We start from the raw sequence: 13132 nt of genomic DNA, 5'->3' as shown, positions 1-13132 counted from the left end.
AATCGTTAATAGAATTATTTTATCCATTTTATATGATCAAATGGATAAAATACCATTTCTACCTTACCTATTATATTTGACTCATCAATAAGTCCAAGTGTATTCCTACTATCTTTACTATGATTACGATTATCACCTAACACAAATAATTTATGCGTAGGAACGTTTATTTCTCTAAAATTTGAAAAACGATTGGATACTTGTAACATATCTAAATGTATATACGACTCATCACGCTTTTTACCGTTAATATATACCTCATCCTCTTTTAATTGTATATTATCCCCCGATAATCCAATAATTCGTTTCACATAGTAAGTAGGCTCGTCTTCTTTTTTTATGATGACAACATCCCCATGATGAAAAGACGATAAACAGACGTTTACCTTATTAACAAGTATATAATCTTTTTCATTTAAAGTAGGTTGCATCGAAATTCCTTCTACCATACAAAATAAAAATGACTTATTAATAAAAATAACCCCTATTATAATTAAGATGTAGCTACATATGTTCCTCCAATATTTTAGAATAAACAGCTTCATATATACCTCATTTCCAATCTATTCCCAGATAAAAACGCCTCTAGTTCACATTAATGCTAGAGACGTTTCGTCCATTTTAATTCTCTTTAGAGTTATCTGTTTTTGGCGCTTCACCAGTTAATCGCTTATTTTTCAAATCAAAATAAGCATCTAAAACTTCTTTTCCAATGTCGGAGTTAATGCCCGATTTATCATTTTCAACCCACGGTACTACAATAGAAAATGCTACTTCTGGATCATCATATGGCGCATATCCAGCCAATGTTAAGTTATAACATTCTCTACGATCGCCTTTCGCATTTCGCCCAATTTCATTTTCTCCACCATATACAGTTTGTGCGGTCCCTGTTTTACCAGCCGGTTTATATGGTGCTTTTTGGAACGCTCTTACTCCCGTTCCATCTCCTTCTTGAAATACTTTTCTAAATCCTTCTTTTACTTGATTAATATATTCTTGTTTCATATCGATTCTATTTAAAACAACGGGTTCTATTGATTGTACTACTTTACCAACCTCATCTTTTTGAACGGTTTGTTCTCTAATTTCTTGAACAATTTGCGGTTTCATTCGATACCCTCCATTTGCGATAGTCGAAATATATTGTGCAAGCTGAAGTGGTGTATACGTATCATATTGTCCAATAGAATAATCTAATAAGAAACCAGGCTGATTATCTTTTCTTCCAATTTGTCCTGCAGTTTCATTTGGTAAATCAATACCAGTTTGTACGCCTAATCCAAATTGCCTGAAATAATACCTCATTTTATCAAAATATTCTTGTTTAATATCTAGTGAACTATTTTTCACATAATCCACTCCAGCAATTTTTAATGCTATATTAAACATATAAACGTTTGAAGATACTTGTAACGCTCTTAGATCGTCTATATCACCAAAATTTTTCCAAGACTTCTTCTCCTTAGTTCCTTTAAACTTCATAGGTGCATCATAAAAATGTGTTCCAGGAGTTATTGCATTTGTTTCAAACCCTGTTAACACTGTCGCACCTTTAACCGTTGATCCAAGCTCATAAGAACTAGTCAGCGTGCCTAAAGCGTAATCTTCTACTTCCATTTTCCCGTCTTTTTCTACAAGCTTTTTCCCAGCCATTGATAATACTTGACCATTTTTTGGATTCATCATCACTACGAAAGCACGGTCTAACATTGATTCTGATCCTTTATATTGTTTTAATATTTTTTCTATGCTCTCCTCTACTTTTTTTTGCAATTCCATATCTATTGTTAAAGTTAAATTTTTACCGCTTTTCCCTTCAGTAACAGTTTCCGTTCTAATAGTATTTCCTTGTTTATCAGCAATGCTTCTTACTTCTTTTTTTGTACCATGAAGTACATCTTCGTATTGCTGTTCGATATAACTTTTGCCGACCCTATCATTTCGACTATAATCACGCACTAAATAATAATCTAATCTTTCACGTGGCAATCCTTCATCAGCATTTGAAACGTTACCAAGGACAGAACGGAATAGACCATCATTTACATAGATTCTCTCCCAATCAACTGATGCATCTACCCCTGGGAGGTTCGCTAAATTTTCACTAATCACCGCATATTCCTGTTCACTAACGTCCTTTTTAATAATTTGAGGTGCCATTTGAAAACCTGAGGTCATTTTACTTTTAATAGCTAACACTTCTATATCTTTAGCTGTTAGTTCTTTAAGATTTTTATCTGTAACGCGCTTCCTTTTTAAATCTTCTATTTTTTTGTCTAGCTCTTTTCCGGTAATATCCTTATTTCGGAACTTATCTATTTCTTTTTTGGATACTAAGTCTTGAGCAAGTTCTGGATTTAATTGCATCCAAAAGTCTTTCTTATCAGTCTCAGTTAACTTATCAATATCTTCTTGTGGCATTTCAATAATGTCTGCAAGTTGTCTTGCTGATTTTAATATTTCTTCTTGTTTTACACCTTTCACCTTTGTATATGTAATCGTACGTAAAGACTTATTATCAACTACTGGATTTCCTTCACGATCAAATATTTTCCCACGTGGTACAGAGAGGCCCACGGTTGCATTTTCTCTCTTCTCTACTTCATTTTTATATGTTTCTCCATCAAAAATTTGCACTTTCCCTAACTGAATAATAATGCCAGAAAATAATAAAAATACACAAAGGAATAAAATATTTAACCGGAGAGGTACTACTCTACCACTTTTCTTCTCTTGCTTTTTCACCTTGTCATAATCTCCTCCTTACAATATTCCAAATAATAATCACATTTCTATACATTGCTTTGTACAAATATTAATATAATATTTAAAACTTAATAGAAATTAAAACAAAGGTAAAGAAAAGGTAAAGTTTACTAAATTAAATATAAAAAATACCCAATAACAAAAAGCTTAGTTTTCACTAATCGCTTTGTTATTGGGTATTAATTGATTTAAGAATTACTACTAGTGCGTATCGCTATACATTTGTCGTCACAATTAGAAAGAGATTGTTTATTTAGTACTTTCGGTAAGTAAATAGTTACTGTTGTCCCGACCCCAACCTCGCTCCTGATACTAATTGTCCCTTGATGACTTTCAATAATTTTATAACTTAACATTAATCCAATACCAGTCCCTTTTTCTTTCGTACTATAAAAAGGTTCACCTAATCTCTTAATTCTTTCTTCAGGTATTCCTATTCCTTCATCTATTACATGAATAATGACACCATCATCATTTATTTCTTTTATGTGAATTGAAATTCCCCCACCATTTGGCATAGCTTCGATTGAATTTTGCAAAATATTAATAAATACTTGTTTCAATTGATTTTCTGAGCATTCAATAATTATATCTTTGTCACCCGTAAAAAGTTCAACTTGAATATTTGTCATAATTGCTTTTGTATTCATTAACGATACGACATTTTTAAAAATTTGATATATATTTTTCTTTTCTGTATTTATCTCATCTGTTTTAGCGATTGATAGAAATTCTTGTAGGATTGCTTCTATCCTTTCAATTTCAGAAAGCATAAGATCAAAATATCTTTCTTGATCTTCTTTATTAATTTGAAATAACTGTATAAAACCTTTAATTACAGTTAAAGGATTTCTTACTTCATGAGCCACGCCAGCTGCTAATTGACCAATTGCTGCAAGCGTATCTGATTTGTTTAACAATTCTTCTGTCTTTTTTCGCTCTGTAATGTCGCGTACAATAATCATAATTTTATCACGTAATAATGGTAAGCACCTAGCTTCAAAGAAATCAATACTTCCATTAAGTGTGAGTGGATATTCTACAATTACATTCGTTCCTTTTTCCTTCACTTGATTGATGGCTTCCTGAAACTGCTGCGCTACTGAAGATGGTAATACTTCGTAAAACTTTTTTCCCATAAAGGCTTCTGCGGGTACGTAAAACTTCTTAGGAGATCCTGCCTTGTAATCAATAATCGTGCCATCATCTTCTGTTAAGAAACATAAATCTGGTAAAGCTTTAAAAATTAATTCCAGTTCAGATGTTTGTTGTTTTAACTGCTCTTCTATCGCTTTTAAATGCGTAATATCTACACCAACAGCCCAATAACTATATCCTGTTACAGGAAACTGTTCTGATATATTCGACCACATTATTGTTTTGATTTCACCATTTTTACATGTTAAGTGCATTTCCCAATCTCTGAAATTTTTTCCACAAGTTAAAAATTTCTTTTGTATTTGATGGCGATAATTATGATCAGGATACAATAATTGCAGTGCATTTGGATTTCCAATTATTTCTTCAGCGGTATAACCTGTTACGATTTCGCATTCTCGGTTCCACAAAACAAAATCTCCATTATAATCAAGCGCATCGACCATAACAGGCATGTTTTGTAAAATCGTATGTAGTTCCTCCTCTTTCCGAGAAAGCAACGTTGTATTTTTACTTTGAAATACCTTTATTGCACCATCTAAAATTAAACTTGAGAGCATTTCAAAGTATTTTTGACAACTGAAAATTTCACTTTTTTTGGACCATACAACAAAAGATCCTAAATGTTGATTGTATAAGAAAATGGGGATTTCAATCTTTGGAAGTTTACTCTTTTTTATCTCATTCATTCCGAATGAAAAAACACACTCTTTTTCAGCATCAAGAAGTTGATGTGATATGTTAGTTAATTTATAAAATTGTTCTGCCATGGTTTCTATTGTACTCACATCAATAAGTTCCATTAGCCGCGAATTCATTCTTTGTTCACCTCAATATGTAAAATTAATACAAATCTAAAATTCATACTTCTCCATTATACGAAGAAAGCTAGTGTAGGTATATAGCTGTAGAATAATTATTCGAACAAATTTTATTTTTCAATTAAAACAAGAAAAGAATATATTTCGTCCATTCCTCATTTATTGTCTAGCTAACTTGAATTCCTCCTTACATTCACTGAATTTTCACTTGAGAGTCATACGCGTCACTAATAGCGGTATAAACATGCAATAAGTATAAAGTTCATAAAATATTCACAATTTCTATGAAAAATATACACATTTATTCCAATATATTCTATATAATGAAATGTAATAAGGCTTCTATGAATCTCATAGAATACCTTACCCCTAATAAAAAAGAAAAAAGAATCCATTTGGATTCTTTTTTCTTTTTTTAATTACATTACATATTTATATAAAGCATGTGCCACACCATGTTCTTCATTTGATAACGTTTCGTATTTACACATTGCTTTTATTTCTTCAACTGCATTTCCCATTGCAATTGATATATTCGCTTTTTCCATCATAGAAACATCGTTTAGTCCATCACCTATCGCTACAGTGTTTTCAACCGGAATATTAAGATGTTCTGCTAAAGTATATAATCCATTCCCTTTTTGAGCATCTCGATGATTAATCTCTAAATTGTGCCAATATGAAGATGTAATTGCTAAATCTGTATTATGAAGAAATGTTTCTTTTAGTTTTTTTAATTTCTCAATATCATAAGAAAATGGTAATAGTTTATGCACATGTATATCTGTTTCTACAATTGGTTTACAACTTTCCGTACTATGAAACGCTGTATGCTCAAGATATAATGCTGCGATTGTTTCTAACTCTTTCAAGTCGAAATTTTCTTTTGAATTCTTCACATACTCAATTTCATTACGTACACTCTCTACTCCATAATCTGGTACGTACACACCTTTATCAGTATAAAGCTGATAATATAAACCATTCTCTTCAAGATATTCTACAATTTCAAGTGCCTGCATATTTTGAATTGGATATCTCTTCATCATTTTTTTATCTTTATATATAAGAGCCCCATTTTCCGCAATGATTGGACACTCTAAATTAACTTCTAACAATAATCGCTCAATGTCAACAATAGAACGTCCTGTACAAATTGCTACAACATGGCCAGCTTCTTGACATGTTCGAATTGCTTCTGCATTTTCTTTACTTATCATTTTATTCCCCGAAAGAAGAGTTCCATCTAAATCAATTGCGATTAATTTCATTATTTCTTCACCACTTTCTATAAATACACGAGTTCTAACTAATTATTAGGTATCGTTTCCATACAATCCTCGTGAGGTACTTCTTATTTATAATTTATGAAAAGCGTTTCAGGTCAAGAAATAATTAAAAATAAAATCCAAAGCTTTTCTTTTTAAAAAAGCTTTGGATTTTAAACTATGAATTATAACTAATGTATTTTGTCTCACACATGTACACGTTTTTTTCTTCAGTTGGGATATATACTTTAAACTTTTCTAATCGTTTTCCATAGACATGAATCGTAATAACGCTTTCATTTTTGCTAATTTCAAGAATATGACAATCTGCTGGTGGAATTACTTTATCAGTTTCTCCTTCTCCCAAATAAAGATTTCCTGTATGTGTTAAATAAACAAGTGAATTTCCAAGTTGTTTCGTTTGTATAAAGTTCTGCACCATTATCCTTCCTGAAAAAACGCCTTCTACTCCCCATGTGCCGTCATGATCATGTAAAGGTGTAGATTGTCCATCTTTCCATACGAGAGCTAGTACTTCAAAACGTTTGAGCGGATCTTCATACAATAAATGTCTTGCATATTGGGTCAAATTGGCCTTCTGTTTTTCTAACGGAAGCCATGTTTTCTTTTCTAAAAGTTCTTCTAGTAATTTTTCAATGCCACACACTATTTCTTCTTCAAATAAACCGTTTTCCATAAGATCTGTAACACCTTTAATAAACTTTTGAAATGATTTACTTCCATTACAAGTCAACATAAGAATCCTCCTCTACGTTTTATACAATTCCATATTAAGGTAATTGCCGAAAACTCACAATTGAGAAACAAAAAACAAGATGCAAATGTATGCACCTTGTTAAGATTTTTATTTGGCTTTCAATCGAATAGGTAAGTATTTTAATGTTTGTTCATTTTCCAATATACATTTTTCTAAACAGAAAGATGGAGATAGCTCTATTTTTTCAAAAGCATTTATAAAGGTAGTTAATGCAATCTCAGCTTCTAAACGTGCAAGTGGTGCTCCTAAGCAAAAGTGAGGACCTTTCCCAAAGGTTAAATGCTTTTCATTTCCTGTTCGATGTACATTAAATTGAGAGGCTTGTGAAAATTTTTTCTCATCTAAATTCGCTGCACTAACCCACGCAACAATCATCTGATTCTTTTTCATGAAAGGACCAAATATATTTGTATCCTCTGTAATCCTCCGGGCCAATGTAACAGGAAAGCGATAGCGTAATACTTCCTCAATCGCTTTTAAAATTAAGCTAGGTTCTTTTCTTAACTCTTCATAAATTCCAGGTGAATCTACTAAAAAGCAATAAAAGCTATTAATAATTAAATTTGTAGTGGTTTCATTCCCAGCCGCTAGTAAACCTAATGAAAAGGTTACAATTTCTTCATCGGTTAATCTTTCGCCTTCATATTCAGCTCGAATTAAATCAGAAATGATATCATCGGTTAAATGATATCTCTTTTCCTGAACAATCGGTAGAAGGTATGCTTTGAATTCATGTAATGCTATCCCTTTCTCAGCATCCAGATCATTAAACTTTTCTTTACTATACGGCATAAATAAAATATCAGACCATTCTTTAATTTTTTTACGATCTGTTGTTTGGACTCCTAATAAATCGGAAATAACGGTAACAGGTAAAGGTGCAGCAAACTGTTCAACGATATTAACTTCACTACATTTTTCGATATGTTGTACAAGTTCATCTGCGATAGCCTGTATTCGAGGTTTCCACTGTTCTAAACTTCTTGGAGTAAATGCCTTAGAAACAATGGAACGTACATTGCGATGTTCTGGTGGATCTGTAGAGTTTATATTTATTCTAGTTTCTAAAGGAGGGATTGAGAATTGTCTGCGCTCCCTTCTACTTGAAAATAAGCGATAATCTGATAAAACACGATTTACATCATCATATAAAAAAACATTCCATACATCCTGCTCTTCATCATAATGAACTGGGTGATTATCCCTCATCAAACGATACCATTCATATGGATTCCATAATTCTTCTTTTGTTTTCAGCTTTGAAATTTCATGAACTAAAATAACATTTTCAGGTGAAGCCATAGTTCTTTCCTCCCTTTTCTTTTACAATAAAAGTGATAGGTCGGCAGTCCAAAGTTGTATAAACTATCATATGTTATTTTAACATATACCAAAGGGGATTTTTCATTAGAGAACTTGAGAAATATATAAGGGGGATTTTTATGTACGTTGACATTTTACTACTAGCAGAATTAACGACAGGACCAAAACATGGATATGAAATTAAAAAAAATGTTCAAAATCGTTTAGGTGAAAATTTCGAATTAAATCACAACATGCTTTATCCTGCCCTTCGGCGCTTTGAAAATATGGGTGCTATAACGAAAAAAATACATAAACAAGTCGGAAAACCAAACCGAAATATGTACGATATAACAGAAACAGGAGAAGAAATTTTTTCTGAAATGTTACGAGAGTTTCCCGAAAAACTTGCGACAAACAATACAGAATTTCTTGTTCGTATTGCGCTATTTGAAAAACTTGACTATGAGGATAGAAAAGAGATTTTGACTGTACGTCAAAACGTACTATATAATCAGCTTACTGCTATTCAGTCTCTAGATGTTACCTCATCTTTTATTACTGAAGTCATTGAATTTAGTAAATCACGAATTGAACATGAATTGAGTTGGATTACATCACTTATGAAAAAAATATGAAAAAATAACAAGAAAAGTTAAAAACAATGAATGAAAATGATATTTATTATCAATACTATAATTAATAAAAGGGCAACCACGATTTGGCTACCCTTCAAACATTTACACTTCTGGATCGAAAGTTTTGCAATCTGTTTCTTCCGTTGTAGATGCATGTTTACCTTTATGACTTACTACGTAAATTGCCTCTGCACTACATTTATTACCGTTCGCCCAAAATTTACAGTTATTTACTTCACATAAAACGTCTTGTGCCATAGTATCACACCTCCTTGTTCTATTATCATTAACAAAATTCGGAGGTATGATACTCTTTGTCATGCATTTTTTATTCCCTTTTTAGCTTTCTTAATGGTTCAATATCTCCTCGTACAATCACATCTATATTTTCAGTTATTTTTTCAATGTCAAAATGCCACCATTGAATTTGTAATAATTCTTCTATTATTTCATTTGAAAATCTCTCTTTTATTTTATTTGCTGGATTTCCACCAACAATTGTATATGGTGCGACGTCTCTAGTCACAACAGATTTAGCTGCAATGATTGCACCATCTCCTATTTTTATTCCGGGCATAATAGTTGTGTCCATACCAATCCAAACGTCATTTCCTATAACTGTATCGCCTTTGTAAGGTAAATCAGACAAACTAGGTGTATACTTCTCCCACCCATTTCCAAAGATATTAAATGGATATGCCGAAAATCCATCCATCCGATGATTCGCTCCGTTCATAATAAAGTTAACTCCAGATGCAATACAACAAAACTTTCCAATAGTAAGGCGATCCCCAAGAAATTCATAATGATGTAATACTCGATTTTCAAATGTTTCTCCATCTTTCGCATCATAATAAGAATAGTCACCAACAAGTATATTAGGTTTTGTTATTGTATTTTTTATAAATTGAACGTTTTGATTTCCTTCAATAGGGTATTTAATATTTGGATTAGGATTCATTTTGTACAGCACTTCCTTTACCACTTATTTCACTTTCTACCGCTATTACTGGCTTTAAATTGTATATAGGTAAAATAAACAATAATCCAATTATAAAAAGTAAAGCCGTCCCTTCATACATCATACTTAATGAAAACATCTCTTTTAATGAGCCAGCTATACTCATCGTTACTACCATTGAACCGGTAAATAGCGGACTTAAAATACCATTTACACGACCTATAAAATCGGTATCGCTATTTTGAATAATAAGCGTATTAATACCAATTTGGATACAAGGAAGAGCTAAGCCACTAAAAAGCTGAGCTGTAAGTGTCACCCATAAATTTGTAGAATATCCTATAATGCCAATACCAATTGCTTGACCAAGCATACCGATAATTAACATCTTTTGCGGAGCAACGTTTTTCGCAAATACCATTGCTAATGCTCCGCCAACAATCATTCCCGCACCATTTACTGTTAGTAGCCACTGTAAACTCTCTTTTGATAATCCTAGCTGCTCAGTCACAATAAATATACCTAATGGTTGAATTAATCCTATACCTAGTCCTGCAGCCATAAAGCAAAGCCCTAGCAAAGTTAATGCTTTTTTCTTTTTGACATACTTAATACCATCCTTCATCTCCTGCAGCAGAGTGATATCTTTCTTTTCTACGTCGTTTTCAAGATCTTTCGGAAGAAATAACAATACAACTGCCGCAAGTAAAAACGAGATACCTGTTATGATGATTGAAATATAAATTCCAAAACTATGAAAGATAAATGTCCCTAGAATTGGTCCTAATACCATAAATATTGCAAATATCGTTTGATATATAGACATCGCTAATTGAATTTGTTCCGTTGATAAATGTTGTTTAAACAACTTCATTCCAGATGGTTGTGAAAACTGTGAAAGGATTGCAGAGATGAGTGTCACAAAAAACACAATTTTCCACGTTCCAAACATAAGCGTAATTAAGACAGCGAATACTGAAATGGAACTTAACGTTTCACACCATATCATTGTCTTCTTTGGCTTCCACCTATCAGCAAAGGTACCGCCAATAAATGAAAAAATAAAAATTGGAGCGAATTCAGCAACTGAAATCATGGAAATAGCAAAAGCATCACCTTTTGTCATTTCCATTACATATAGTAATACCGCAAAGTTTCGAACCCATATTCCTATTTGTAAAAATAATGCTGATGCTAAAATCCCTTGTACAAACCGATTTTTTAATACTTGTGATACCCCATTGTTTTGTTTCGTTACTACATTCGTCGACATAAAAAAGCCTCCTATTTCATGTTCTGAACAGGAGGCAGCACAAATCATATAAAAAGACTATATATTCGCAGAGCGAAATACATCCCTTTTCTATAAATGTACAGACTAACCCTATTCAGAAGAATATTTCGTTTTTTAACGAAGATCTCTTACAAATAGAATTAGTTGATCATTGGGATGTCTTCACCCTTCCGTTTCGAATTTAAATAACACATACATACTCTATGTAAATCATTTTCGATGTATGCATGTCTACTTTTAACTATTCTAGAAAGTTAAAGGCAATTCCTCTAAAGAACGCATTAAATAATTACCTTGCCATTTAATTTCTTCACGATTCCCTTTTATTTTTAGTTCAGGCATTCGATTAAACAAAGTAGTAATAGCAATCTTTGCTTCTAACCTCGCAAGTGGAGCTCCTAAGCAGAAATGGCTACCATGACCAAAGGCAATATGGCGATTATTTTCCCGAGTAATATCGAATACTTCTGGGTTTTCAAATACAGTTTCATCACGGTTTGCAGAAGCTAAGGCAATGACAACCATATCTCCTTCTTCAATTTTTCGATCATGAATTTGAAAAGGTTCATCTGCCCATCTTGAAGTTGTAACCTCAACTGGAGAATAATATCGTAATCCTTCCTCAATAGCGGCATCAATTAATTTTGAATTTTCTTTCAATAAATGTAATTGATCTGGATTTTCAAGAAGTGCTAATACCGTATTTGTAATTAAATTCACTGTCGTCTCGTGTCCCGCCACAATTAGTAACATTATCATTGAATATAGTTCCCGAGCGCTAAGTTTATGTCCTTCACTCTCTGCAAGTATTAAAGCACTCACCAAATCTTCTTTTGGCTCTTTTCGTTTAATATCAACTAAATATTTAAGGTATGTAATAAACTCAGATAGTTGCTTTTCAGTTTCTCTTATTTCTTCTGGTGTTTCTGGGTAAGCAATGACAGCATGAGACCAAATTCTAAATTTCGCTTGATCTTCTTTTGGAATACCGAGCATTTCACTTATTACAATGATCGGTAAAGGGAATGAATAATCATCAACAAGATTTAATAAATTCTTTCGCTCGACTTCATTTAACAAATCATCTGCAATATCCTGTATTCTTCCTTCCAATTGCGTGATCATCTTCGGTGTAAAAGCTTTTTGTACGAGTGATCGTAAACGATTATGGTTAGGTGGATCTGAATTTAACATATGAGTAGTTAAATGATCACTATTGTCAACGGTAAGAAACACATTCAATGCATCTTGAGAAAATACATTGGCTGGATCTTTTTTTAAGCGACTGTCTTTTAAAAGCGGCAAGGCATCTTCATATCTTGTGATAAGCCATTCCGCACCTAGTTCAGTTTTATTCACAAATAAGATAGGTTGCATTTTTCTAGATTCTTTATAAATTTCATACGCATCTTCTTTAAACTGAGCTGAAGCTAAATTAATGCCATCCTCTATGCTTAACCCAACTTTGTTTTTCATTGACATTGTATTCCCTCACTCTCATTTGTTTTTGAAAACCAACCAACATATGCATTATACTCTAATAAAAACGCGAAAATTGTAAATTTTCAATCTAAATCTTACTTCGTATATTGAAAAATAAAAAAGTGAGAGAGTACAATCGTTTTACTCTCCCACTTCTCTTTATGCGAAGCACATAAAATTACTAATTTGTTGATAGCGATAACTTACTTTACGACGACGACCACCTTGCCAAGTGTAACCTGATACTCCGCTTCTTCTCACTTCAGTCGGAAAGAACCATAAATCCCTTCCAAAAGGTCCAGGACGATGTAAACGTAAATAGCCCCATCTTCCTAAACAGTTACACATCCATGATTTCATATTGCCTGGTTGTGCTGGAGAAGCAAATGTAGACGGTAACGATGGCGCTTGTGACGGTGGTGGTGACGTTGGAGCATCCTCCGCATCATCTGGTCTGTAATCTTCTTGTTCAATATCTCTCACTTCATTTGTAGGTTCATACCCGTAGTTTTGTGGATTATAATACATCGCTTGATCATATGGATAATTTTGTTGGTTATACATATTAACAAATCACCTTCTTTTCATTCATTACCTTTATCATTCATATGTGATATGCCCTCTCTGGGAAGCTTATGTATAGCCCAAATTCAACTTAAAA

The 13132-nt window shown here is 32.7% G+C and carries 12 protein-coding genes; 1 reads left to right on the top strand and 11 read right to left on the bottom strand.

Features of this window, described 5'->3' with window-relative positions:
• Positions 1 to 14: 14 nt before the first annotated feature.
• The 6 genes from lepB to QCI81_RS00165 form a co-directional block, all read right to left on the bottom strand.
• Positions 15 to 545 (bottom strand): signal peptidase I, encoded by a 531-nt coding sequence (lepB, locus tag QCI81_RS00190; RefSeq protein ID WP_071730400.1) that lies wholly within the window; start codon positions 543 to 545, stop codon positions 15 to 17.
• 76 nt (positions 546 to 621) lie between these two features.
• Positions 622 to 2748 carry a peptidoglycan D,D-transpeptidase FtsI family protein gene (locus QCI81_RS00185; RefSeq protein ID WP_071730402.1) on the bottom strand — a complete coding sequence of 709 codons (2127 nt, stop codon included), beginning with the start codon at positions 2746 to 2748 and terminating at the stop codon, positions 622 to 624.
• Positions 2749 to 2957: 209 nt separating this feature from the next.
• Positions 2958 to 4745 carry a PAS domain-containing sensor histidine kinase gene (locus tag QCI81_RS00180; protein WP_071730404.1) on the bottom strand — a complete coding sequence of 596 codons (1788 nt, stop codon included), beginning with the start codon at positions 4743 to 4745 and terminating at the stop codon, positions 2958 to 2960.
• A 422-nt stretch (positions 4746 to 5167) separates the two neighbouring features.
• Positions 5168 to 6019 carry a Cof-type HAD-IIB family hydrolase gene (locus QCI81_RS00175; protein WP_071730406.1) on the bottom strand — a complete coding sequence of 284 codons (852 nt, stop codon included), beginning with the start codon at positions 6017 to 6019 and terminating at the stop codon, positions 5168 to 5170.
• A gap of 175 nt (positions 6020 to 6194) precedes the next feature.
• Positions 6195 to 6773, bottom strand: coding sequence for a cysteine dioxygenase family protein (locus QCI81_RS00170; RefSeq protein WP_071730408.1), 579 nt, complete (start codon positions 6771 to 6773; stop codon positions 6195 to 6197).
• Positions 6774 to 6881: 108 nt separating this feature from the next.
• A complete protein-coding gene (locus QCI81_RS00165; protein WP_071730409.1) occupies positions 6882 to 8096 on the bottom strand; it encodes a cytochrome P450 in 1215 nt (404 codons plus the stop codon).
• A gap of 140 nt (positions 8097 to 8236) precedes the next feature.
• Here QCI81_RS00165 and QCI81_RS00160 point away from each other — a divergent pair, with 140 nt between their 5' ends.
• Positions 8237 to 8734 (top strand): PadR family transcriptional regulator, encoded by a 498-nt coding sequence (locus tag QCI81_RS00160; protein WP_000289127.1) that lies wholly within the window; start codon positions 8237 to 8239, stop codon positions 8732 to 8734.
• Positions 8735 to 8836: 102 nt separating this feature from the next.
• Here QCI81_RS00160 and QCI81_RS00155 read toward each other — a convergent pair whose 3' ends face one another.
• From QCI81_RS00155 to QCI81_RS00135, 5 genes are all read right to left on the bottom strand, one after another.
• Entirely contained in the window at positions 8837 to 8992 is a 156-nt protein-coding gene (locus tag QCI81_RS00155) for a DUF1540 domain-containing protein (protein WP_000046095.1), read from the bottom strand.
• A 70-nt stretch (positions 8993 to 9062) separates the two neighbouring features.
• Complete coding sequence (locus QCI81_RS00150; RefSeq protein WP_001069204.1) at positions 9063 to 9695, bottom strand: Vat family streptogramin A O-acetyltransferase; 633 nt, start codon at positions 9693 to 9695, stop codon at positions 9063 to 9065.
• Positions 9685 to 10968, bottom strand: a complete 1284-nt coding sequence (locus tag QCI81_RS00145; protein WP_000106396.1) for an MFS transporter — start codon at positions 10966 to 10968, stop codon at positions 9685 to 9687. Before QCI81_RS00145 ends, QCI81_RS00150 begins: the two co-directional genes overlap by 11 nt.
• A 267-nt stretch (positions 10969 to 11235) precedes the next feature.
• Complete coding sequence (locus QCI81_RS00140) at positions 11236 to 12471, bottom strand: cytochrome P450 family protein (protein ID WP_071730411.1); 1236 nt, start codon at positions 12469 to 12471, stop codon at positions 11236 to 11238.
• Positions 12472 to 12630: 159 nt separating this feature from the next.
• Positions 12631 to 13035, bottom strand: a complete 405-nt coding sequence (locus QCI81_RS00135; RefSeq protein WP_000282689.1) for a hypothetical protein — start codon at positions 13033 to 13035, stop codon at positions 12631 to 12633.
• Positions 13036 to 13132 lie beyond the last annotated feature (97 nt).

The organism is Bacillus cereus group sp. MG20 (assembly GCF_040459885.1).
Lineage (GTDB): Bacteria > Bacillota > Bacilli > Bacillales > Bacillaceae_G > Bacillus_A > Bacillus_A cereus.
Note: the sequence above shows the minus strand (reverse complement) of the source record. Positions and strands in the feature narration are given on the sequence as shown.